Raw genomic sequence first — 23,462 nt, 5'->3', positions numbered from 1 at the left:
TTTTCATTTCTTGTAAATAATAGTTTTATTTGAAGTCAAATCAATTTTCATCTTTCAACTTTCAGAATTTAAACTATATTTCATAACATTCTGTCATTTCTTCATTATTTCCAGTAGAAAGAACAGAAAAGACAATAAATTCATTTTTACCTCCTAAAATTTTCCCTCTCATTTCAAAGTTCTCAAATTTACATGATATAGTTCCTTTGTCGGTTTCCGAAAATGTACCATGAACGTCTTTATCATAAGCTTTGTCATCATACCGAGAATCGTCAACAATCTTAATCGTTTTGATAACCTTATTGTTTTCTTTTAAAAAGCGTAGATGAACTCTATAAATGTAGCCATCAAAATTACCTCCTGCAATCCAATTTACTCTGGCATTTAAAGCGCCTAGATAATTATGATCGTATTTTAATTTTTCAATTTCCATAATATTTATGATTTAAGAAGAATGCATCCATTTTTAAATAGATACTTTCTTGAGAATTTTTAAATTTTGAACAACATTTTTATGATGGTAGCAAAAAATGTATTTATCTAAACAAAATATGAGGATTTTGTGAATCTTGTTTTGCTATTAGATTCAAATATAACAATAATCCTCAGTTTGTCAGTCCAGACAAAAATACTAATCTTTTCGGCTGCGCGAGCTTCCCACTCGCACCAGCGAAGGATTTGGCTTTAAGTTTCCACTTTATTCTCGTCAAAACAGTCGATATTTAAACATATTTCACTATTTCCAAGTCTTAACATTTCTTTGGGATGAAATTCCATATTGCATTGATGTTTGTATTCGTAAACGAGCCAAAAAAGGATGTCACTTTTTTCTATATCAAGTTTTTTGAGTGCAACAAAATTTGGCTCAAGAATATCTAAGAACATATTAATAAAATCGATTGGCTTATCTTTTTCCTTTTGAGTTAGCTGATAAGTCCAAGTCTCAAATTCTTCGTGCTTTGATTCGTCAAAAACTATAGGTTTTACTCCCAAAAGATTAGTAATCTTTTTATATGTTTCTTTGTTTTTACAGTTTATATGTAAGTTATAGTATTTCATTTGTAGTTTTTATTCGCAAATTTGGCGCATGTCGTAAAACGTTCCGACGCTTGGCGAGGTTGCGAACTTCGGAACTGAATTCTTTCGGCTAAGATAAAATTTCATGCGAAATGTAAACGTGAATTTACCACAAAATTCGCAATCTTGTCAAACGGCTGTTGTGTGACGTAGATTTATTTTCTTTTAATAAGTACTTTTACTCTCTCAAAAACAAATTCCGCCTTTTTGTCAATAACAATCATATCAAAATCATTACTTCCTTCAATAAAATCGCCTTCTTTTTTAGTTTCTGAATAGACTTTTTGGAGATATTTGTCACGCTTTTTTAACCATTCCAATTGTTCCGTTTTTAAACTTGATTGTTCTTCAACGCTGAGTTTTAACCTTAGTTTCATATAAACAACATTAAGTAAGCTGTCGGCTTTTTTGTAATATTCAACAGAGCAACCTTTCATATTATCTCCTTTATCTAAACAATTTTGATAAGAGGTTTCAATTTTTTCAATTGTTTTTAGTGTTTGTGAATTACAATTAAAGGAAAGTATAATAATGATTATAGTTATTGATTTTTGTATCATAAATTTTTTTTGGTTTTGCGTATTTTTGGTTCTATGTCAGACAACATCTTTATCAGCACAACAACGTTTCGTTTATCCGCCTAAAAGTGCAAGGATTAGCGAAAGTTTTGTTGGATGTTATTAATAATTCAAATATAATAATTATCCATAAACACCCAATCCATCTAAAAGCGATCACAAACTACCTTTTATTGATGAGTGCTGAAATTCAAAGATATCAAAGTGTTGTAAAGTACTGAAAATTAATAAATTGTACTTGATTGCCTCTTCGGACTGCTTGATTACCTCTTCGAAGTGGTTGATTGTCTCAACGGAATGGTTGAACGCTTCTTCGTAACGGTTGAATGCATTAACGAAACACCTGAACGTTGCAACAAACCCGTTGATTGTCTCAAGTGAACGCTTGAACACTATCTCTGAGCGCTTGAAGCTTTCACCAAAACAGTTGAGCATTCTAACGTAATACTTTAGCGACCGAACAGATTTGAATTCTTTTTTTATGTAAGTTGACTAATTATAAATCCGCAAAATAAGAAGAAGCTTATGATAAAATTGTATGGCAACAGTGAAAAACATTATTTGACCTTCTGTATTTTAATATTTTTCATCCATTTGACAGCATTTTTCATAGGCGTTTCATCGTCCGAGAATGCCGTATTATGACCTAATTCCGGAAATAATTTATACTCATAGCGTTTGCCTTTGGATTTTAACGTATTGAGATGTTCAATAGATAAATTTACGGGTACCTGAATGTCTTTCCCTCCAAAAATCCATAGTCCCGGAACTGATAATTTTGACAGAACATCGATTGGATCTGTGTCAATAAATTCGTATTTGTCGGGGTCGGTCATGGTATGTTTGCGGGCATCTTCTTCTGTGTGAGTATCCCAAAATTTTGAGTTTCCGTTGGTGTAAAACTGAAACCTAAGTTGCTCTTTCACGGTTATTAACGCTCCACTGAATATAGTCATAAATTTTACTTTACTGTTTTTTTCTGCAGTCAGCGGAATAATCCATCCGGCTTGGCTTGCTCCAATTAAGCCTATCGATATTTGATTGTTTGATAAATATTTAGATAATACATTCACCGCGGCACTCGCATCCAGAGATAAAAGATTAAGATTGGCAGCGTCCACATTATTGGTTCCTACTTCGGGTCCGGCATAGATACCGCCAGATTCTCCGACCCCACGTTTGTCGTAAGTTAAAACAGCAATCCCATTTTTAGCCAGAAGAGTTGCAAATTCTGTCATCCTTTTTTCCTGCCCGGAACCATGAACCATTACAACTGCCGCAGAAATATGATCAGGCTTAAAAATTGTTCCGGCTAGGGAATCTCCTTCGCTTAGGAATTTTATGTTCTTGGTGGTGAAGTCTGGAGGAATTGCTAAGATGCGAGTGACTGTAGTAAAAAGGAATAATATCAGCAGGAGATTTGTGCATAATTGTTTTGTGTTTAGAGTATTTTTAATAACAGGTAATTTTTTTATGGTTTTCATTGTCATTTTTAGTTTATTCGGTCTTGATTGGTATAGTAAAGTTTTGCGATGATGTTTGTGGAATTGCAATCCACTTTTTTTTAAGGGGAAATTTGTTTTCTCTTATTATTCAACCAAATATAATCATTTTCCTATCCATCGAAAAACGTTTGTCAACCATTCTTTTCTTATTAAAATCTGATCATACATTTAAATCGTATGTTATTTAAAACCATAAATAACTATGCTTCGTTTCATTCTCATTATCATCCTTTTCATCCTTTCTCTTGTAAATTTCTTTCCTGTACCAAGCCAAAGTACATGGTATGGAGGTATTGCAATACCGGAGTTTCCCTGGGTTTTCATGTTGGTTTCATTGATTTTATTGATTTGGAGTTGGTATTCCAAAAAATTAAGAACGGTTTCAATGATCATAAGTATAATAACTTTTGTGATACTCACTTCACCGATTGTACGAGCATATAATGTGGGAAGCCATTTGAGTGAAGACCTTGAAAATTCGTTTGGAGTGAAAGATTCTGATATGAAAGGTTTTCATCAGGGGAAACCATATAGTTTTTTTCAAATGTTTACAGGAAACGGAGCGAAAAAGATTCCCTTTAAAACGTATCATTTTGCAAAACCTTCAGGCGTTGATCTTACTTTGAATTTTACTCCTTCAGCAATTCCCGGTGTTCGTCCGTGTCTCATCGTTGTACATGGTGGTTCATGGAAACGAGGAGATAACAGTGAAATAGCTGCAGCCAATAATTATTTTGCCAATGCAGGTTATCAGGTAGCAACCATTAATTACAGATTGGCTCCCAAATTTCCCAGTCCGGCTCAACAGGAAGATTTGCATTCTGCATTCACATGGATACGTCAACATGCAACTGAATTGAAAGTCGATACCACTAATTTTGTTCTAATGGGAAGATCTGCAGGCGCATCAATTGTATTAACGATGGCTTATACAGGAAAAGAAAACGGAGTGAAAGGTGTTGCCGCATTTTACGGAGCTATCAATATGCCGTGGAGTTATAAAAATCCTGACAATCCTTTAATCATGGATTCAAGAGAAGTGCAGCGGGATTTTTTAGGAGGCACTCCAGAAGAAGTTCCCGAAAGATATATTGCAGAATCACCTTTATTTCACATCAACTCAAAAACAACTCCGACTTTGCTTGCGCATGGTTCTCTTGATGCACACGTTTGGCATATTCAAAGTGAAATGATGAAAAAAGAATTGGATAAACATCACGTGAAAAACTATTTGCTCACGATTCCGTGGGGAACTCATGGTTTTGAGTATAATTTGAATGGTCCTGCAGGACAATTGTCAATGTATTCGGTAGAAAGATTTTTTTATTCTGTGACGCAGATGAAAAAATAGTGTTACTGGTTCTAAGCATTTCTGACTATGCAAACGTTGCTATTTTCAACCTGAAAAATTAACGCCGTCTTACCATGGATCATTATAAAAAGTTATAATTAGCCATGATGATAGAAGAAAAATTGATGGTAATTGATAAAGATAAAATGAGTAGTAGAATTACATCCTTTTGTGGTGTGTGTGATTTCACTGAAAATATTAGAGAAGAAAAAAAGAAAAAATAGAATGGTAATAACAACCTAAAGTCAAGAACGTCAATTCTTGTTGTTAAATAAGAATATATTGTTAATCCCAAAAAGGTTAAGGAAGAACTTAGGCAGAACATAATCATTTTATTGTTGTAACCACTTATCAAACTTTTCCGGATTAAATAACACCATACTATTAAAAGTAGTGTACTGATAACATAGGCAGTCTGCCATTCAAAATTTATGAAACCTAAAAGATGATCTTGCCTTCCATGAAAAAATGGGTTTAGATTAAATAGAATAAATGACAATGACAATCTAATGTTAAACTTACCTCCAAAATCTGGTGCTGATCTGATTCCCATAAATTCGCCTGTATTGTATTTATTCAGCAATAAATAGATGAATACTAAAATAGATCCGCTTAAAAAAATAATTACATAATCTTTGGCTTTTTCTTTACTCTTTTTAAAGAACAAATACAGACAAAAAGGCATAATGGATGCTAAAATAAAAATTGAACTATATTTTGTAATTGCCATTATAAGTAAAAGAAATATATTGAGTGCAATCAATTTTTTATCCCTTTGACCTTGACTCGTTAGTAATTGATAATTTACTACCATATACATGATGAATAAAGGAACCATTATAATCTCACTCCAGGCCCATGGTGCAATTTTAAAGAATGAAGTGAAGCTCAACAGACAGAAAAATTCTTTCCAAAAAAAATTGTAATATTTTACTATAAGGAAAGAGAGACCAAACGCAAAAATGGTTAACGCTTTATAGGAAATTAGGTAATTGTTAAATACTAAATTGGTAATTCTAAGAAGGATTGGATAAAATATAGGATAAAGAGAATCAGATACTATTGGTAATTTTTCAGCAAAGCTAAAATAAAATTGGGAATCATGGCTACAGTAATCTTTTACATTCCATTGAACTAATAGAGATAATAGTAAAAATAGTGGGGATAAATAAAATAATAAATCTGTTTTTTTATTGTACATTTTTTTTCTGTAATGTGTCTATTAGCGAAATAAACATTTACTCATCCACTACATCAGTAGAGTTTACTAAATTTTGTTTCAAGTAATTATTTAATCAAATATAAAAAAATATCATGAGATGTACTATTGATCATCAACATTGGCAGATTGTTTTATATTGATTTAAAGCTTACAGCAAAACCGTAGACTGCAGGACACTATTTCACTGCTTTTCTTCTATATTAGCTGAAAATCATATACAATGAGCCAGTCAGAATACACACGAAAAGATTTTTTAAAAATTTCTGGTTTAGGAATGATGGCGGTAATTTTGGGCTCATCATTTACGAATGCATTAAATTTTTCAGACAAACCTTATTTCAATTTAAAGCCCATCGGAAGAAAATTTTCGTTGGAAGGCTATTACATTTGGTGCAGTTCGCCAATTTGGGGTGAAGACGGAAAAGTTCATCTTTTTTATTCCCGATGGAAAAAAGAAAAAGGAATGGGAGGCTGGCTCAACGGTTCTGAGATATGCCGAGCAGAAGCCAATTCGCCATTTGACGAATTTCAGCATAAACAAGTGATTCTCACTCCGAGAGGTGGTGAATTTTGGGATGCAACAACCTGTCACAATCCGCTAATTAAAAAAGTGGACGATCAGTATTACCTTTTCTTCATGGGAAATTCCAACGGAAAAACAAATACCAAAAGAATCGGATTGGCGACTTCAAAAAGTCTTGACGGAGAATGGATAAGACCGGATCAACCATTGCTTCTTCCGGGGAAAGAAGGTTCTTGGGACGATCATTGTACCACAAATCCCGCTTTTGTAAAAGGAAATGACGGCAAATTTTGGCTGTTTTACAAATCCTGGAACACTAAAGAGTATGAAACTCAAAAAGGACCAATCAGAGGAAACAGAAAATACGGTTTGGCAAAAGCAGATTCTCCAATGGGACCTTATAAAAAAGTTTCTGAAAATCCTGTGATCGATTTTTCTTCTTTGCCTAATAATGCGCAGTTGGAAGATGCATTTGTCTGGAAACAAAACGGAAAATTTCATATGGTTGCTCGTGATATGGGATTTTATAATCACGAATATGGTTTGCATTTAACGACAAAAGATGGACTTAAATGGACGAAACCTGAAATCGCTTATCTTGAAATGAAGCATTATATTCAGGAACCTGAACCAGCAAAACATTTAAAGCGATTCGGAAGATTAGAACGCCCAATGATTTTGATGAGTAAAGATGGGAAAAGACCTCAGTTCTTAATTGGTGCAACGCAAGGCGGAGCGTTTGAAACTTCTACAGCTTTTGTGTTTGAGATTTTGAGGGGTTAAAAGAGTAATTCTAAAATACTCGTACAAGCCGTTAAACTATTAATTGACGGTTTTTTGCTTTAATGAATATTACAACAAGTCTAAGTTTATAGGGTTTTTTGTATGTTTGCTGAAATATATTTGATGAAAGAATACTACACCTTGTTTTTATTATTATTTGTATGTTTTTGTTTTTCTCAAAAAGTTGAATATCCTGAAGCAAAAGATGGATATAAAAAAGTAGATATTGAATTGCCTTCAAAAATTGATAATAAAGATTTTAAGATAGAAATATTTCTAGTTTCAAATATGAAATTGTATGATTGTGAGAATGCTAGCTTAAATGCAAAACTTGAAACGAAATTCTTAGTTCCACCAGCAAGATATGCTTACTATGAACTAAGCAATCCCAACATAGAAATATTAAGTTTTAAAAATGGCAATTGTTCTAATAAGAAGATTGATAAAAAAGTATATAACTTTCCAAAGATAGAAGAATATAGGTCAGTAATACCGTACACTTTCTATATTCCAAAAAATATGGATATTGAATATAGAATTTGGAAGGTTGAACCTAAATATATTGAAGTAAAGTAATTAAGAGTGATTATACAATGAATTTTGAAGATTTTATCATTTCCCCAAGAAATTTCAGGACAGAAAACTGGCAGATTGGCGATCAGATTACCAAAGAAATAAAAGAAGACAGCATTGTTTTGCTTTTCGTTTCCGATTACAGAGGTGCAAAAGGTGATGCAGAGGTGCAGGATTTTACGGCAATCAGAAAAGAATTTTATCAGCTTTCAAAACTGGATTTTGAAATTCCGATAGTTGATCTGGGAGATTTGGTTTCAGGGAAATCGGTGGAAGATTCGCATTATATTTTGCAGGAAGTTTTGTCGGCTTGTCATTCAAAAAGAGCCATTCCTGTGATTATTGGAGGTTCTAATGATTTTGCTTTTTCATTATTTTCAGGACTAAATTTTCATCAGCAAAATATTAATTATACTCAGATCAGTAATATTATTTCATTAAAACAGGGCGAAGGAATTGACGAGCATACTTTTTTAAGCAAAATTTTAAGTTCAAAAAATTTCTCAATCAAAAATTATCATCATTTAGGGTATCAGAAACATCTGAATGAGGCTGATTCTGTGAAACTGATCAAAGAAGTTGAGTTTGACATCATTCGTTTGGCTGAAATGATGAATTCAACAGAACGAACCGAACCTTTTTTCAGAAAAGCCGATCTGGTAACGGTAAATTGTGATGCTATCGAAAGTTTCAGTGATGCTTTTTCAATGAATCCGCAAGTGAACGGTTTAAACAGAAGAGAAATCTGTGCTTACATGAAAGAAATCGGATTAAGTGAAAATCTGAAATCTGTAGGGATTTTTAATTATAATATTTACTCTGAAAATCAGCTCAATCATCAGCTTTTGGCACAAATGATCTGGTATCTGATTGAGGGAATCAACATTCAGCAATCGCATCCTAAGGAAAGATATTACGAAATGTTTTACGTCTTGATAGAAGACCGACAATATGCTTTCAAACGTGATACATTCAGTAATCTCTGGTATTTTGGGGATGATGAAAATATAGAAAACTGTATCCCGTGCTCAAGAAAAGATTTTGATGAAGCTAAAAAAGGCTGGCTGAGCGCAAGATTTACAAAAAGCTAAACGATGACAAACGTTCCCTCCAAAATTTCTATCGTCGTTCCGGTTTATAATGTCGAAAATTATTTGGCTAAATGTCTTGATTCTCTGGTCAATCAGACATATCAAAATATTGAAATTTTGGTGGTCAATGACGGAAGTAAAGATGATTCAGAAAAAATAATTCAAAATTACGCTCAGAGATTTCCTGATAAGATCAAAGCTTTCAATAAGGATAATGGCGGATTGAGCGATGCAAGGAACTTTGGAATAGACAGAGCTACCGGAGAATATTTAGGATTTGTTGACAGTGACGATTTTGTTACAACAACCATGTTTGAGGAAATGCTAAATTTAGCCTTAAAACATGATGCAGAAATGGTCATCTGTAACATTCAAAAGGTTGATGAAATTGGAAATGTGACTCAAAAACTGACGCAGATTCCCAATATGCCTGAGAAAATTGATCTTAATGAGAATTTTTCTGTCTTTTCGGATTTAAGTTATTTTGCATGTAACAAATTATTTAAGAAAGAACTTTTTAAAAATAAAAGATTTAAAAAAGGAATTCATTTTGAAGATATTCAGTTGATTCCGCAGCTTTTACTGGAATGCAGGGTTTTGACGCAGACGCAGAATTATCACTATCAATATCTTGAGAGAACAGATTCAATTTCGAAAAGTCATACAGAAAAAGGTCTGGATATATTGAGAGCGGTGGAAGATGTTGAAGTTTTTTTTAAAACTTCAGCTTATGCATCAAAGAAAAAAGAGCTGAAAAATTTCCAGATTTTAGAGGGCGTTTATACTTTTTTGGCCTATTTGGCTTTTGTAAAAAATGAAGCTGTTTTTTACGAAATGTCACGTAATCTCAAGATTTTTATGAAAGAACGGAATATTAATTTTAAAGATATATTGGTTTACAGTCGTTTTGATAAGAATTATCTTTTATCTTTGCCCCTGAAAAAAAAAATCTTTTATCTGCTGTTCTTTGCCGGACAGGAAAAACTGATAAGAAAATTAATTTAAACACAAATGGAAAGCAAATTGTTGGTCTGTTTTTAACTTGCTGACAATGATTTCGTTAAGACTTTAAGGACAACTAAGCCCGTGAAGTACTTAAAATAGAAAAAAATGAAGAATTTTGAATTGTTCTTGAATAACTCCGGAATTTCTATTTTTTACGTAAGAATAGGTCTGGGATTTTTGTTCTCTTTTTTTATCACATTTTTCTCGATTCCCACGATTACAAAAATCTCCAGAAGAAAAAATCTGATGGATGAGCCGGGAGTGAGAAGTTCGCATATGCGGAAAATTCCCAATCTTGGCGGTATCGCTATTTTTTATTCTATCGGTATCTGCACCTCGGTTTTTGCCTACGAACTTTTTGATTTATATAAATTTCTCTTTGCTTCATTGATTGTCCTGCTTTACGTAGGTGTGATGGATGATATTGTAGTGATGAGAGCTTACAAAAAGCTGGTTGCTCAGATTGTTGTTTCTGTTTTTATCGTTATCGGTTCAGACATCAGAATCAGAAATCTTTTCGGAATTTGCGGAATTTATGAGGTTAATTATCTTGTGAGTGTAATTTTTACAATTATTACCTTCATTATTTTAATCAATGCATTCAATCTTATTGACGGAATTGATGGCTTAGCGGGAGGATATTCTTTGATTTGCAGCGCACTTTTCGGAATCAGCTATTATCGTTTAGGACCGTATAATTTTCCTCTTGTTATCTTTTCAGTAATTATTATTGGATCGGTATTGGCATTTCTTTACTATAATTTATCCAAATTCCGAGCCGCGAAAATCTTCATGGGAGACACCGGTTCTATGCTTTTGGGTTTTTTACTGGCATTTACCTGTATTTGTTTTATAGACATTTTTATAGACAGACAGTTGCCCTATGTTCCAAGATATCATTTGCAGTCTGCTCCGGTAATTGCTGTGGCTATTTTGATTCTACCTATTGTGGATACTCTGAACGTTATTATTGTAAGACTGTGGAACAAAAAATCTCCTTTTCTGGCAGATAAAAATCACATTCACCATAAACTTTTAAAACTTGACCTTACTCACAGGAGATCAAGTTTCTATATTATAACTTATTATCTTTTTATTGTTGCCGTTGCCTACGGTTTAAGACATACTGATGTCAATCTTTTGTTGATAATTGTTTTATCACTTGGATTTTTAGGAGCTTATCTCCCGGATTTTATCTATATGCTTAGAAACAATAAATTAAAAAGTAATAATTAAATTTCTATTTTTGCAAACTACATTTAATTTACGATGAAAATCCATAAGTATTTATTATTTTTAATTTTACCCTTTTTCCTGACTTCTTGCATCACAACCAAGGATGTTAAATACATGCAGCCTAGTGAGAGTCTTGTCATCAATGAAGAGGGTTTGATTCCTTACAATATTCCCGTTTACAGAATTACCAAAAACGATATGTTAACCCTTAATATTGTGACAACTCCAAAAGGGGATGCTGCTCAATTTTATTCAAGTCTAAATGCTTCAGGATCAACGGGTGGCGGAAGTGTCTCTGTTGCAGGGGGCGGGACGAGTGTCGGTGGAACAGGTGGAAATGCATATCTCTATACGAATGGGTTAAAAGTCGATTCTAATGGGGATATTTATGTTTTTGGAATAGGTTACCTTAAGGCTGAAGGAAAAACTATTGAGGATTTGGCTAAAGAAATTCAACAAAAAGTAAATGAAAATTTTCAGGAAGGAAAATCTGAAGTAAGGTTGAATATAGACGGTATCACTTATTATATCTTAGGAGATATAGAAACAGTTGGTATTACAGGGGAAAAAAAAGCACATAAAAATACACTAACACTTACAGAAGCAATATCCATAAATGGAGGCTTAAACAGAACGGTAGATCGAAAAAATATTGTTGTTCACAGGAAACTTCCGGAAGGTATTAAAGTGGCAAAAATAGATCTTACTCGTGAAGACGTAATGAATTCACCTTATTATTACGTTCAAAATGGAGATGAAATACTTCTTACCACACAGAGAAGAGCTCTTAACGGTTTTGGAAAAGATCCTATACAAACACTTATAAGTGGAGTTACTGTAATTACTACCGCGTTATCAATTTACCTACTTCTTAAAAACCTTTAATTATGATTCCAGGAAAAGATGCTACGGTAGATAAAAACGCTGTTCAGAAAGAAAAGTTTGGGTCTTTCTCTTTATTCGATATTGAACACTTTTTAAGAAGGCTTTTAAAAAATTGGTATTGGTTTGTTTTAATGCTTTTCATTGGTTATGGTGTTTCATGGTTTTATGGTAAATATTATGCTCAGAATATTTATTCGTCAAATCTTTCTTTAAGTATATCAAACAGTACGGCTAGTTACTTCACTCCCAATCAGTCGATTAATTTCATTTGGGGACAAGGAGGAAATCAGGACGGAGTTTATCTGAAAAAGATGCTTTTGTCAAGATCTCACAATGAATTTTTAGTAAAAGAACTTAATCTTTTTGTCAATTATCAGACAAAAGGTCTTATCAAATCAACTTATCTTGATAAGGATGATTCGCCGGTTTTCTTAGATGTTGACAGAAAGCATATGCAGCAGATCAATTACCCTATTACCCTGATTCCTAAAGGAGGCGGTTCTTATGAAGTGGTTTTGCCCGAAGAAGGTGAGTCTACGAATCTGTACTCTTATGAATTTGAAGGATTCCAAAGTATTAACAGCTTTGCGAGACCTGCGAATAAGATCATTAAAGTCAATGAATGGTATACATCTCCAAATCTGAGATTTAGGTTGGTTCCAAATCCTGTAGCTACAAAAATTAAACTTGAAAACATTATCGTAAATCTTACCACTGTAAATGATGCCGTAAATGGAATTATCGGAACTGTAGGAGTAGATTTCGATAAAGAAATCAATACGATTATGATTATTTCTAAGACAGGATTTAATCTTAACAGTACAGTTAATTTCTTAAATAAATCTGTTAATGAGCTGCAGAAAAAAAGATTTATCGACAAAAACACTGTCGATAAAAATACTGAAGACTATTTGAAGGAAAGTCTGGCAGGAATACGGAAAAAATTAGATTCCAGTGGTTCTGTTCTTAATTATCTGAAAACTTCTGAGAAACTTTATGATATAGACAACCGTGATGAAAAATCATTAAAGGAAATAAAAGATTTAGAAGCTAGAAAAGCTGAAATTCTCAGCAAAATGACTTCACTTAATAATATCAGAAATAGTGTAGAGACACAAAGTTTTGATAAAATGATCAGCAGTTCTGCTGCCGGATTTGAAGACGGTCTTTTTTCTGCCTCAGTTTCGGAATTGAAAGCATTATATCTAAAAAGAAGAGAACTTGCGTCAATCTACACCCCGAATTCTGAACCGATGAAAGAGATCAACAGATTGATCAATGATGCAAAACAGAACTCAACAGGATCTTTACGAAATATTTATACTGTATATACCGATCAGCTCAATAAGATTGATCAGCAGGTTGCCGAAGCCAATTCCGAATTATCTACTTACCCTGAAAAGCAGCGAAAGTATTTGGATGCGGAACGAGGATATAATATGATTGAAGCTACCTACAACAGTCTTCTTACCAGACAAAACGAAAGTAAAATGAGATTGGCTACCAATCAGCCGGATATCAGTGTTATTGACCCTGCTAAAAATTTGGGTCAGGGACCAATCGGACCCAACGTAAAAGGTACGAAGATGGCAATCATCGGAGGTTTGTTGGCGTTACCATTCGTTTTTATTTTGATTGGTGGACTTTTAGACAGTAAAATCAGAAATATAAAAGAGCTTTTAGCTGTTACCAAAATACCTTTACTCGGAGTTATCGGTAACAATACCAACGAAAATATGCTTACTGTTTTGGATCATCCTAAATCTTCCGTTTCAGAAGCTTTCCGAGGGATAAGAGCCAATATGAGATTTTTGGCTAGTGAAGATGGTAAAAGTAAAGTGATTTTGATTACATCTTCTGTCGGTGGTGAGGGTAAAACCTATGTTTCCATTAACTTGGCATCTGTTTTAGGTTTAAGTGACAAAAAAACCATCTTACTTGGGATGGATCTAAGAAAGCCCAAGATTTTCGGAGATTTCAATATTGACAATAAAAATGGGATCTCAAATTATTTAACGGGTGAAGTGACTATCGACCAGATTATTAATAAAACAAAGATTCCAAATCTGGATGTGGCAACATCGGGCCCTATTCCTCCAAATCCATCAGAACTCTTGATGAGTGATAAAAACCTGAAGTTGATTGAAGAGCTTAAAACACGATACGATTTTATTATTATCGATTCACCGCCTGTAGGATTGGTTGCGGATTCTTATGATTTAATGAAATATTCTGATGCCAATTTATATATTGTTCGTCATGAATATACGGAAAAGTATATGCTTAAAATGATCACAGAGAAATATCATAATGATGAGATCAAGCATTTAGGAATTGTTTATAATGACTATATTGTGAAGCAAGGTTACGGTTATGGATACGGTTATGGATACGGTTATGGGTATGGTTACGGCTATGGATACTTTGATGAAGACAAAAATTATAAAGAACCTTTCCTTATTAAAATAAGAAATTTTGTAAAAGCATATTTAGACAGAAAAAATTAATGATAATAAACCCTCATCTGATGAGGGTTTGCTCTTATAAGAAAGATTCATTCTGTTAAAAAAAGAATAATTTTGCCAGTTTGTCGTTTACTTTATAATAAATTGTGTTTTTTTATTTATTTTTAACGAAACATTAAGGTTATCATTAATACAAAAATGTTTTATATTTGCAAAAATTAATTTTTAAAATAACCATAAATCCATATTCTTCTATGAATAAAAAATTATTGTTTAGCTTTCTTACCCTCTTAGGTACAATGGTAAGTGTAAATGCACAAAGAAATGAATTGGGAATTCGTCTTGGCATGAGTAATTTAGTAGGCGATATAGGGAATACCAATTACATTCTGCAGCAGCCATTGGATTTGAATAGAGCTTCAGATTGGGGAGTTCCTTTTTATGGTGGTTTGTTATATAGATTTAATTTTAATCCTCATCAGACTGTAAGATTAGATTTAGGTTATAATCAGGTTCAGTTTAGTGACAAAGCTGCAAAGGAAGAATATAGAAGAAACAGAAACTCATACGGAAAAAACAATGTATACGAGGCAAGCGTAGTTTTCGAATACAATTTATTTCCGGTAAACAATGAGCAACTAAGTATGGTGAGTCCATATATTTTTGCCGGAATTGGAGGTTTGATGTTTGATGCTCCAAAAGCTACATTAAACCATGATTTCAGAAGAAATGCTGATGGTGTGGCACAGGCTCCTATCAATGAACTGGATTTTGTGACTACTACAGAATATTCACTTGGTAGAAAAACCGTAGCTCATATTCCTTTTGGAGTTGGTTTAAAGTATAAGTTCAACCACGGTTGGGCAATTTTTGCAGAAGCTACATTCAGACTTGCTTTGACAGATCAGTTAGATCATAGCAAAGTACTTGCGAAAGATGTTATATCAAATTATAACTCAGATATTTTAAATCCTTCCACTGGCGGATCGCTTTTACAGACAGGAGATTATTTTGCTGTTTCTAAAGAAAGAGAAGCTGCTTTTATCGGAAGCAGAAATATTGGAGACCTGGAATCAAGAGATTGGATGAATACCTTTAGTTTAGGATTGACCTATTCTTTCGGAAGACCACCATGTTATTGTGATTAATTAATTATGTCGTTGATTAAAGAAAAAATAAATTCCGAGAATTTACCGCAGCACGTAGCCATCATCATGGATGGTAATGGAAGATGGGCTAAGTCTCGTGGAGAAGAAAGAACATTTGGTCATAAAAACGCCATTGATGCTGTAAGAAATGCTATTAATGCATGTAATGAAGTTAATATTCCTTATCTCACATTATATACATTTTCCTCAGAAAACTGGAAGCGTCCTACTGATGAAGTAAACACATTGATGAGTTTGCTTACCGAAACATTGCTTTTGGAAGCAGAAGAGATTTTCAGCAAAGGGTTGAGAATGCATGTGATCGGAAATTTAGAAAAATTACCAACATTAGTAAAAGAGCAGCTTTTAAAAGTTGTGGAGCTTACAAAAGAAAACACAAAAGGAAATTTGGTTTTGGCAATCAGTTACGGTTCGCAAAACGAAATTCTTAATGCCGTTAAAAATATCAGCGCCGACGTAAAAGAAGGCAAAGTTGATGTAGAAAATATTGATGAAAAATTATTTGAGAATTATCTCTATACAAAAGATTTTCCACCTGTAGATTTGTTGATTAGAACCAGTGGCGAAATAAGGATAAGCAATTTCCTGCTTTGGCAGATTGCTTATGCAGAGCTACAGTTTCTCAATGTTCTGTGGCCGGATTTCACAAAAGACATCTTTTTCCAGTGTATTGTCGATTATCAAAACAAGGAAAGAAGATATGGTCTTACAGGCGAACAGATACAAATCCAGTAAATTTAGAAAAGAAAGATTACGATAAAATGAAGTTTAGACTATTACCCATCATTATGTTTGCTGCTTCTGCACATTTTTATGGACAGGTGACGCCACAAGACAGCACAGCGGTAAATGCAACCTCTGTTCTTGCGGAAAATCAAACAGGAACTTACACTCTGAAAGACATTGTTGTTGATGGGGTAAAAAAATATACACCGGCTCAGATTCTAAGATTTACGGGTCTTACAAAAGGAGAGGAGGTAGATATTCCGGGACAGAAAATCAGTGGTGCCATCAAAAAACTTTGGGACACACAATCTTTCTCTGAAGTAGAAGTATACATTCAAAGTATTGAAGGTAAAACAGTAGTTTTAAAATTTTATCTTGAAGATTTAAAGGATCTCGGTGAAGTAAAATTCGTCGGAAAAGGGATTGGTAAATCTAAAAATGAAAAATTAGCTAAAGATAACAACCTGAAACCAGGTACAAAGATCACTCAGAATCTTATCTCAAGCCTAAAAACAAATATTCCGAAGGATTATGTGAAAAAAGGTTTTGCTGATGCAAAAATCAGCATCGAAGATAAAGTAAATGCAGGTGATCCTAATTTGGTTGACTGGACGATCAATGTCGACAAAGGCAGAAGAGTAAAGATCAGTCATATCGAGTTTGAAGGTAACCAAAGCGTTACTGATGCAAAATTGAGAAAGAAGGCATTCAAAGAAACCAAGCAGAAGAGATTCGGAATTGGTGGTATTTTGAAGTCATCTAAATTCATTGAAGAAAAATATCAAGAAGATAAGCAAAGCCTTATCAGTTATTATAACTCTTTAGGATACAGAGACGCACAAATTGTTTCTGATTCTGTTTGGAGAAATAAGAAAAATAATTACGAGATTAACGTTAAGCTGAGCGAAGGAAAGCAGTATTACATTGGTGATATTAGTTTTACCGGAAACACGGTTTATTCTACAGAATATCTTCAGAGAATCTTAGGATACAAAAAAGGAGATATTTACGATGCAGTAGGATTCAACAAAAAAGTTGGTGAAGACGGAGGTAAAGAAGATGATTCAGATATCAAATCGATATACATGAATAACGGTTACCTTTTCTCAAATGTTACACCGGTTGAAAAATCTGTAAATGGTGATAACATCAACTTGGAAATCAGAATCAACGAAGGTGAGCAAGCTACGTGGAACAGAGTAACTTGGGAAGGAAACACAACGACTCATGACCACGTTATTCTAAGAGCTTTAAGAACTAAGCCGGGAGAATTATTCAAGAAAACTGAAATCAAGAGAACTTATTTTGATTTAGCGGGAATGTCTTTCTTCGATCCACAGCAGATTGGGCAGGAAATTAATCCTAACCAACAAGATAATACTGTTGATATCAATTGGAAATTAGTAGAAAAAGGATCTTCTCAGGTTCAGTTACAGGCAGGTTACGGTGGTAACAGCTTTATTGGGACTTTAGGATTGACGTTTAACAACTTCTCTCTTAAGAACTTTCTTAAATTTAAAGATTTCAGACCGGTTCCTCAAGGTGATGGACAAACATTGTCAATTACTGCGCAGGCGGGACAGTATTTCCAGAATTATGGTGTATCATTTGTTGAGCCGTGGTTGTTTGGAACAAAACCAACTGCACTTTCTGTAAGTTTAAATAACTCAAGAGTTAATTACAGTCAGGTAAGCGGTCCGGATCAGAGATTGAATATTTTCTCTGCAACTGTCGGGTTAAACAGATTGTTGAAATGGCCGGATGATTATTTCTCATTATATACAGGAATTCAGTTCCAGAAATATAACTTCAGTAACTATCCGTTCGAATTTGGAGATACTACTGAATTATACGGAAATGCAAATAACTTAAGTTTAAATGTAGGTTTGAGCAGAAACTCTGCAGGTATTGATCCGATTTTCCCGACAACAGGTTCAAATATTGAATTGTCAGGTAAATTTACACCGCCATATTCATTGTTTAGTAATAAAGACTATTCAACAATGGCTCCTACAGACAAATATAAGTGGATGGAATTCTACAAAATCAAATTCAAAGCTGACGTTTATAACGAGGTTGTAGGTAAATTGGTTTTAAGATCTTCTGCTGAAATGGGATTCATGGATGGGTACAACAAAGAGTTGGGAGCGCCGCCATTTGAAAGATTCTATGTAGGAGGTACAGGACTTTTCGGAGGTAGATTTGATGGTAGAGAATTAATTCCTTTGAGAGGTTACGAAAATGCTTCTACTTACGGTGGTACTGTTGATGATATTACTCAGAAAGGTGGAGGTACTATTTACAACAGATTTACGTTAGAATTAAGATATCCGATTTCAATGAACCAGACTGCCAAAATTTACGCCCTTACTTTTGCTGAAGGAGGTAACGTTTGGAACTCTTGGAGCAAATACAACCCTTTCCAGTTGAAAAGATCAGTTGGTGTGGGTGTAAGAGTATACATGGGTGCATTTGGTTTGATTGGATTTGATTTCGCATACGGATTTGACAAAACTATTCTTGGAACAGAACCGTCAGGAACGAAGACTCACTTCTTAATGAACCAATCTTTATAACGCAATGAAGAATTTTAAAACACTTTTCACTTTTACATTATTATTGCTTTTCGGTTTCGGCAACGCACAAAAAATTGGTGTGGTTGATACAAATTACATTTTAAATATGATGCCTCAATATAAAGAGGCAGAAGCAAGACTAAATTCTCAGATTGATACTTGGGAGCAGGAGCTTCAGAGTATGCAGGCTGAGTATGATAAAAAAAGATCTGCTTTTGAAAACGAAAAAGTTCTTTTAGTAGGAGATCAGTTAAAGCTGAGAGAAAAGGAAGTTTTGGATTTAGATAAAAACATCAAAACCACGACAAGTTTAAGATTCGGAAAAACCGGAGAGATTCATCAATTGAGAGCAAACTTGGTAGAGCCATTTCAGGATCAGATTTATGCAGCGATCAGAACGATGGTTCAGAAGAATGGTTTAGGTATAGTTCTTGATAAAAGCAACGATATTAATGTGATTTCACTTGAAAAAAGATATGACTATACAGACAAAGTATTGGATATTTTACTAAAAGGAACAACAGAAAAAGAAAAAAAAACTAATAAAAAATAATAAAAGTTATTTTTCGGAATTAACTTTTACTTAAATTTAAAATCTAAAAACAAATTAATTATTTATTACCCGTTATGAAAAAATTAAGTGTATTATTTGCAGCAGCGATGATGGTTGTGTCTGTAGGTATGGCAAAAGCTCAGAAAATTGCTACTTTGGATGTCGCAGGTATTCTTAATGCTATGCCAGAAAAGAAGAAAGCTGATACAGAAATTACAACATTTGTAAATGCAAAACAAGCTGAAATGAAGAAAAAAGCTGAAGCTGCACAAACAAAGTATGCTCTTTATACTAAAGAAGCTCCTACAAAAACAGAAGCTGAAAACAAAGCAAGAGGAGAAGAAATGCAGAAACTTCAGGAAGAGATGGCTCAGATGGAAGACAAAATGAGAAAAGATGCTACTGCAAAGCAGGATCTACTTTTCGAACCTATCGAGAAAAAATTGATGGATGTTGTAACTAAAGTTGCTAAAGCAAACGGTTATGATTACATTATGGATGCTAACTCTACAGGTCTTGTTTACAAAGCAGGTCCGGATGCTACTCCAGCTGTAAAAAAAGAATTAGGTCTTTAATAGTAAATATTATAAAGATTTATAAAAACTACCACTTCTATTAGGAGTGGTTTTTTTATTTTTGCGCTATGGAAAAAGAAGTTTCAACCACGGTAAAAGTTAGATTCAGCGACTGCGATCCGATCGGGCATTTAAATAATGTTAAATATCTCGACTATATGTTCAATGCAAGAGAAGATCATGTAGAAGAATTTTATGGTTTTACTTACGAAGAATATACCAAAAAAACTGGCTGCACTTGGATTGCCATTCAAAATGAAATTGCTTATTTGAGAGAAGTAAGATATAATACGCAGGTTGTTATCAGCAGCAAAACTATAGAAATACAGGATCGAACTGCAAAGGTTGAAATTTTAATGAAAAGTCTTGATGAGAAAACTGTACATGCTGTTTTGTGGGTAACGGTAATTTATTTCAATATTAAAACCAGAAAATCTGAAGTTCATCCTCAAGACATAAAAGATAGTTTCCACAAATTCTTTGTAGATTTAGAGCAGAAGGATTTTCAGCCGAGAGTTAAATTTTTAAGATCGCAAAACGCGAAAAATTCGTAGTTAATGAAAAAAATAGCAGTAATAGGAAGCAATGGTCAGTTAGGAAATTGTATCAGAAAATTAGCTACCGATTTTGAATTGGATTATGAATTTATTTTCACAGATTCACAAACTTTAGACATCACCAATGAAGATCAGATAAAAGAATTTTTCTCTGAACATAAGCCAGAGTTCTGCATCAATGCTTCAGCATATACCGCAGTGGATCTTGCTGAGCAGGAAAAAGAAAAGGCATTTGCTGTAAATGCTTATGGTGTAGAAAATCTTGCATCAGCATGTTCCGAGAATAAAACTATTTTCATTCATGTCTCTACTGATTATGTATTTGATGGCGAAACCAACTTAGATTATTCCGAAGATGATTTCACAAACCCAATTGGTGTTTATGGTGAATCTAAAAGAGCAGGAGAAGAGCTGGCTTTAGAAGCCAATCCTCAAACAATTATTCTCAGGACATCATGGCTATACTCCGAATTCAATAAGAATTTTGTGAAAACAATGCTGAATTTATTCTCACAAAAAGAAGAACTTGGAATTGTTGGTGATCAGTTTGGTCAACCCACTAATGCAAATGACCTTGCAGAAGCTATTATGGAAATTATTGAGAACCCGAAAAAGACTTTCGGAATTTTCCATTTCTCAAATTATCCGGAAACTACTTGGTTTGAATTTGCAAAAAAGATCGCAGAATTTTCAAAATCGTCCGTAAAATTAAATTCGCTGACGACAGAACAATATCCAACTCCTGCAAAAAGACCGAAGCGAAGTACAATGTGTCTTGATAAAATTGAAGAAGTTTATAAGATAGATCCAAAACATTGGGAAAACAGTTTGGAAGAATGTGTAATTATACTTTCCAAATAACATGAAGTGTATGAAAAATCTTATTACTGCAATTGTTGTTTTGTCTGTGCAATTTATTTTTGGACAAAACGTATATCTGACGAAGGTTGAAAAAACGAATGTTAACACAGACAAATTTTTTTATCATATAAATGAAGAAATCAGCGGCGCAGAATATCTTGGTGAGATTGAAGTTCAGGGATATTCAAAAGATGATGCAGCAGTTTTCTCTCAGATTTATAAAAAAGCAAAAGAAGTCGGTGCAAATGCATTTTCAGTAAACCCTTTTGAAAGTATTGACGGTAAAGCGCAAAAATTTGATGTAGCCCATTATAAATTAAAACTATATTATTTGCCAGCGGATAAATTTTCAAATGAAGATGGGAATTTATATCTATTTGCTTCTTCCGCAAAAGATCAGAAAATAAGTATTAATAGACAAGATTATATTTTGTCGCCACGCAGTTACTTTAAAATACCTTTGGTTAGTGGTGAAGTTTATACAATTTCAACTAAAAAACTTTTAGGTTCGACTATCAAAATTCAGAAAAATGCAAAAAACGCTGATCAATATTATCAAATTTCTTCAGCCCGTTTAGGAAACAGCAGTCAGAATGATGGAACGCTCCATTTAAAATCTGGTGATATTGTAGGTTTAGAAAAATCCTTTGCTGAATTTTTAACCATAATATATCAGGAAACCAAATAATTTTTACTCAATTAAACTCAATTCTGCAATAAAGCCTCTGAAATTTTCAGGGGCATTTTTATTTAAAGGAATATTATAACAAGACGATTTTCTCTCAGGAGCTTAATCCCGCTCTCCACTATATCTTTTTTGGCTGCCCGCTGCTTTGCATCGGCCATCAAAAAAAGGATGCCGTTTCGATCGGGGCTATCGGATTTGTCTGCAGATTACGATTTGCCACAAAGAGTATGATTCATCCAAGTTTTCAGTCAGCTAAATTTACCATTATTAGACTTCAATAAATTTTTTCACTCTGGTTCACTTATAATTATCGTCATAAATTGCTTCGAGGCATAAACGTTTGTACACCAACCGTATATTTTGTAATACCGAAACTCTGTAGGAGTTCCGCATTGTAATAGTCTATTCGCAATATTCATCGATTTCGTGGGAGTATAAAAGTGAGTATAATATTTTTAATAATCACCCCACAATATCCGTCAAACTCCGGGGAGCAATATCTGTGTAGGCAATAATACTCCTTCCAAACAAACAGCTCCGTAGGAGCGCCATGTTTACAGCCTCTATGAATTCCACAAAAATTAAGAGCTCCTTGCGATCGATATGTTTGTAGAATAATTGATTCCACCGGAAGTCAAGTTCCGTAGGAGCAATATCTGTGTAGACAATAATACTTCTTCCAGACATGGCACTCAATAGGAGCGTATGTTTGTAGAAAATATTTATAGTTGGAAAAGAGAGCTCCGTAGGAGCGGCATCGTTGCGGATGTGTATTAAACAGAAATTTCAAAACCATGATACCTTCATCAAAAAAAAACAATCCCGGCCTTACAAGGTTAAAAAAACGTATATTTTGATTTGAAACTTCCTCATTCCGGTACTCCGATTTACGAAAGCCTTTCTACTACATAATCTCATCCGCGAAGGCCTTTGCGAAAATTTATTAAACGTTAAAACACCATTTCACGTGGCATCCGACTGCAAAAAACCCATTCTGCAAAACCCCAGCCTTGTAAACTCCCGCCACAATAGATCACCAACTCACATCTTTCAACCCAAGCCCTACAACGCCCCAACCCTCCAACCCTAAAACTCTCCAACTCTCGAACTCTCGAACCTCCCCATGAATTACCCAACCTCAGTTTAAATTTTTGTTTCAGGTTATCAGTGCTTTAGGATTGAATATGAATTTAAATTAAACATTATGTTAAATATATTTGGAAGTAGAGGAGTAAACGTACTACTTTTGCCCCACTGAAAAACGGAAGTTTGAGGTAGCGCAGAAGAGCCTTTAGATGGGCAGGAACAAAAAACTCTGAATAGAATTAACTTAAAAAATCCAATAAATTTTGTGTAAATAAAATTTGTGGGAATAAAAAAAGTTTTTATCTTTGCAGTCCCGATACTGGGAGCGCAGGAGTGGATAGATTAGGTGTTGAGATAAGAGATTAGGGTCATCAAAA

At 33.9% G+C, this 23,462-nt stretch carries 21 protein-coding genes; 16 read left to right on the top strand and 5 right to left on the bottom strand.

Translation table 11 applies throughout. The features are described 5' to 3' along the window. Window positions 1–73: 73 nt before the first annotated feature. From NZ698_RS08255 to NZ698_RS08240, 4 genes are all read right to left on the bottom strand, one after another. Window positions 74–433: a hypothetical protein gene (locus NZ698_RS08255; protein WP_263002634.1), complete on the bottom strand. Its 360-nt coding sequence runs from the start codon at window positions 431–433 to the stop codon at window positions 74–76. A 251-nt stretch (window positions 434–684) separates the two neighbouring features. After that, a complete protein-coding gene (locus NZ698_RS08250) occupies window positions 685–1,059 on the bottom strand; it encodes a hypothetical protein (RefSeq protein WP_263002633.1) in 375 nt (124 codons plus the stop codon). A 173-nt stretch (window positions 1,060–1,232) separates the two neighbouring features. Next, on the bottom strand, window positions 1,233–1,637 hold the full coding sequence (locus tag NZ698_RS08245) for a lysozyme inhibitor LprI family protein (RefSeq protein ID WP_263002632.1): 405 nt from the start codon (window positions 1,635–1,637) through the stop codon (window positions 1,233–1,235). 575 nt (window positions 1,638–2,212) lie between these two features. Then, on the bottom strand, window positions 2,213–3,145 hold the full coding sequence (locus NZ698_RS08240; protein ID WP_263002631.1) for an alpha/beta hydrolase family protein: 933 nt from the start codon (window positions 3,143–3,145) through the stop codon (window positions 2,213–2,215). A 217-nt stretch (window positions 3,146–3,362) separates the two neighbouring features. On the opposite strand from NZ698_RS08240, the gene NZ698_RS08235 reads away from it, so the two are divergent. Continuing rightward, window positions 3,363–4,511, top strand: a complete 1,149-nt coding sequence (locus tag NZ698_RS08235) for an alpha/beta hydrolase (RefSeq protein ID WP_263002630.1) — start codon at window positions 3,363–3,365, stop codon at window positions 4,509–4,511. An 82-nt stretch (window positions 4,512–4,593) separates the two neighbouring features. Here the strand turns inward: NZ698_RS08235 and NZ698_RS08230 are convergent, their stop codons facing one another. Further along, window positions 4,594–5,712 (bottom strand): hypothetical protein, encoded by a 1,119-nt coding sequence (locus tag NZ698_RS08230; RefSeq protein ID WP_263002629.1) that lies wholly within the window; start codon window positions 5,710–5,712, stop codon window positions 4,594–4,596. A gap of 241 nt (window positions 5,713–5,953) precedes the next feature. Between NZ698_RS08230 and NZ698_RS08225 the strand changes: the two genes are divergently transcribed. From NZ698_RS08225 to NZ698_RS08155, 15 genes are all read left to right on the top strand, one after another. Next, on the top strand, window positions 5,954–7,039 hold the full coding sequence (locus tag NZ698_RS08225) for a glycoside hydrolase family protein (RefSeq protein ID WP_263002628.1): 1,086 nt from the start codon (window positions 5,954–5,956) through the stop codon (window positions 7,037–7,039). A gap of 123 nt (window positions 7,040–7,162) precedes the next feature. Further along, window positions 7,163–7,615, top strand: a complete 453-nt coding sequence (locus NZ698_RS08220) for an ecotin family protein (protein ID WP_263002627.1) — start codon at window positions 7,163–7,165, stop codon at window positions 7,613–7,615. A 17-nt stretch (window positions 7,616–7,632) separates the two neighbouring features. Then, the gene (locus tag NZ698_RS08215; protein WP_263002626.1) at window positions 7,633–8,703 is read left to right on the top strand and encodes a formimidoylglutamase; all 1,071 of its coding nucleotides are present in this window, start codon (window positions 7,633–7,635) and stop codon (window positions 8,701–8,703) included. A gap of 3 nt (window positions 8,704–8,706) precedes the next feature. Beyond that, window positions 8,707–9,708, top strand: coding sequence for a glycosyltransferase family 2 protein (locus tag NZ698_RS08210; protein ID WP_263002625.1), 1,002 nt, complete (start codon window positions 8,707–8,709; stop codon window positions 9,706–9,708). Window positions 9,709–9,813: 105 nt separating this feature from the next. Continuing rightward, window positions 9,814–10,944 (top strand): glycosyltransferase family 4 protein, encoded by a 1,131-nt coding sequence (locus tag NZ698_RS08205; protein ID WP_263002624.1) that lies wholly within the window; start codon window positions 9,814–9,816, stop codon window positions 10,942–10,944. A gap of 33 nt (window positions 10,945–10,977) precedes the next feature. Beyond that, a complete protein-coding gene (locus NZ698_RS08200) occupies window positions 10,978–11,829 on the top strand; it encodes a polysaccharide biosynthesis/export family protein (RefSeq protein ID WP_263002623.1) in 852 nt (283 codons plus the stop codon). A 2-nt stretch (window positions 11,830–11,831) separates the two neighbouring features. Further along, complete coding sequence (locus NZ698_RS08195) at window positions 11,832–14,336, top strand: exopolysaccharide transport family protein (protein ID WP_263002622.1); 2,505 nt, start codon at window positions 11,832–11,834, stop codon at window positions 14,334–14,336. A 212-nt stretch (window positions 14,337–14,548) separates the two neighbouring features. Then, entirely contained in the window at window positions 14,549–15,442 is an 894-nt protein-coding gene (locus NZ698_RS08190) for a DUF6089 family protein (protein WP_263002621.1), read from the top strand. A gap of 6 nt (window positions 15,443–15,448) precedes the next feature. After that, window positions 15,449–16,198: an undecaprenyl pyrophosphate synthase gene (uppS, locus tag NZ698_RS08185; RefSeq protein WP_263002620.1), complete on the top strand. Its 750-nt coding sequence runs from the start codon at window positions 15,449–15,451 to the stop codon at window positions 16,196–16,198. A gap of 26 nt (window positions 16,199–16,224) precedes the next feature. Next, window positions 16,225–18,765: an outer membrane protein assembly factor BamA gene (gene bamA / locus NZ698_RS08180; protein WP_263002619.1), complete on the top strand. Its 2,541-nt coding sequence runs from the start codon at window positions 16,225–16,227 to the stop codon at window positions 18,763–18,765. A 4-nt stretch (window positions 18,766–18,769) separates the two neighbouring features. After that, window positions 18,770–19,318 carry an OmpH/Skp family outer membrane protein gene (locus NZ698_RS08175; RefSeq protein WP_263002618.1) on the top strand — a complete coding sequence of 183 codons (549 nt, stop codon included), beginning with the start codon at window positions 18,770–18,772 and terminating at the stop codon, window positions 19,316–19,318. Between the two features lie 74 nt (window positions 19,319–19,392). Beyond that, window positions 19,393–19,893 carry an OmpH/Skp family outer membrane protein gene (locus tag NZ698_RS08170; protein WP_263002617.1) on the top strand — a complete coding sequence of 167 codons (501 nt, stop codon included), beginning with the start codon at window positions 19,393–19,395 and terminating at the stop codon, window positions 19,891–19,893. A 68-nt stretch (window positions 19,894–19,961) separates the two neighbouring features. Further along, window positions 19,962–20,447, top strand: coding sequence for an acyl-CoA thioesterase (locus tag NZ698_RS08165; RefSeq protein ID WP_263002616.1), 486 nt, complete (start codon window positions 19,962–19,964; stop codon window positions 20,445–20,447). A 3-nt stretch (window positions 20,448–20,450) separates the two neighbouring features. Further along, window positions 20,451–21,311, top strand: a complete 861-nt coding sequence (gene rfbD / locus NZ698_RS08160) for a dTDP-4-dehydrorhamnose reductase (RefSeq protein ID WP_263002615.1) — start codon at window positions 20,451–20,453, stop codon at window positions 21,309–21,311. Between the two features lie 10 nt (window positions 21,312–21,321). Further along, entirely contained in the window at window positions 21,322–21,999 is a 678-nt protein-coding gene (locus NZ698_RS08155; RefSeq protein ID WP_263002614.1) for a hypothetical protein, read from the top strand. Window positions 22,000–23,462 lie beyond the last annotated feature (1,463 nt).

This window comes from Chryseobacterium edaphi (assembly GCF_025628985.1).
GTDB classification, from domain to species: Bacteria; Bacteroidota; Bacteroidia; order Flavobacteriales; family Weeksellaceae; genus Chryseobacterium; species Chryseobacterium edaphi.
The sequence above is the reverse complement of the archived record's forward strand: the minus strand, read 5'-3'. Positions and strand labels throughout refer to the sequence as shown.

Excerpts from the sequence above, each read along its gene's own strand:
- NZ698_RS08255 (WP_263002634.1), bottom strand. The coding sequence starts at position 433 with ATGGAAATTGAAAAATTAAAATACGATCATAATTATCTAGGCGCTTTA.
- NZ698_RS08250 (WP_263002633.1), bottom strand. The coding sequence starts at position 1,059 with ATGAAATACTATAACTTACATATAAACTGTAAAAACAAAGAAACATAT.
- NZ698_RS08245 (WP_263002632.1), bottom strand. The coding sequence starts at position 1,637 with ATGATACAAAAATCAATAACTATAATCATTATTATACTTTCCTTTAAT.
- NZ698_RS08240 (WP_263002631.1), bottom strand. The coding sequence starts at position 3,145 with ATGACAATGAAAACCATAAAAAAATTACCTGTTATTAAAAATACTCTA.
- NZ698_RS08235 (WP_263002630.1), top strand. The coding sequence starts at position 3,363 with ATGCTTCGTTTCATTCTCATTATCATCCTTTTCATCCTTTCTCTTGTA.
- NZ698_RS08230 (WP_263002629.1), bottom strand. The coding sequence starts at position 5,712 with ATGTACAATAAAAAAACAGATTTATTATTTTATTTATCCCCACTATTT.
- NZ698_RS08225 (WP_263002628.1), top strand. The coding sequence starts at position 5,954 with ATGAGCCAGTCAGAATACACACGAAAAGATTTTTTAAAAATTTCTGGT.
- NZ698_RS08220 (WP_263002627.1), top strand. The coding sequence starts at position 7,163 with ATGAAAGAATACTACACCTTGTTTTTATTATTATTTGTATGTTTTTGT.
- NZ698_RS08215 (WP_263002626.1), top strand. The coding sequence starts at position 7,633 with ATGAATTTTGAAGATTTTATCATTTCCCCAAGAAATTTCAGGACAGAA.
- NZ698_RS08210 (WP_263002625.1), top strand. The coding sequence starts at position 8,707 with ATGACAAACGTTCCCTCCAAAATTTCTATCGTCGTTCCGGTTTATAAT.
- NZ698_RS08205 (WP_263002624.1), top strand. The coding sequence starts at position 9,814 with ATGAAGAATTTTGAATTGTTCTTGAATAACTCCGGAATTTCTATTTTT.
- NZ698_RS08200 (WP_263002623.1), top strand. The coding sequence starts at position 10,978 with ATGAAAATCCATAAGTATTTATTATTTTTAATTTTACCCTTTTTCCTG.
- NZ698_RS08195 (WP_263002622.1), top strand. The coding sequence starts at position 11,832 with ATGATTCCAGGAAAAGATGCTACGGTAGATAAAAACGCTGTTCAGAAA.
- NZ698_RS08190 (WP_263002621.1), top strand. The coding sequence starts at position 14,549 with ATGAATAAAAAATTATTGTTTAGCTTTCTTACCCTCTTAGGTACAATG.
- uppS (WP_263002620.1), top strand. The coding sequence starts at position 15,449 with ATGTCGTTGATTAAAGAAAAAATAAATTCCGAGAATTTACCGCAGCAC.
- bamA (WP_263002619.1), top strand. The coding sequence starts at position 16,225 with ATGAAGTTTAGACTATTACCCATCATTATGTTTGCTGCTTCTGCACAT.
- NZ698_RS08175 (WP_263002618.1), top strand. The coding sequence starts at position 18,770 with ATGAAGAATTTTAAAACACTTTTCACTTTTACATTATTATTGCTTTTC.
- NZ698_RS08170 (WP_263002617.1), top strand. The coding sequence starts at position 19,393 with ATGAAAAAATTAAGTGTATTATTTGCAGCAGCGATGATGGTTGTGTCT.
- NZ698_RS08165 (WP_263002616.1), top strand. The coding sequence starts at position 19,962 with ATGGAAAAAGAAGTTTCAACCACGGTAAAAGTTAGATTCAGCGACTGC.
- rfbD (WP_263002615.1), top strand. The coding sequence starts at position 20,451 with ATGAAAAAAATAGCAGTAATAGGAAGCAATGGTCAGTTAGGAAATTGT.
- NZ698_RS08155 (WP_263002614.1), top strand. The coding sequence starts at position 21,322 with ATGAAAAATCTTATTACTGCAATTGTTGTTTTGTCTGTGCAATTTATT.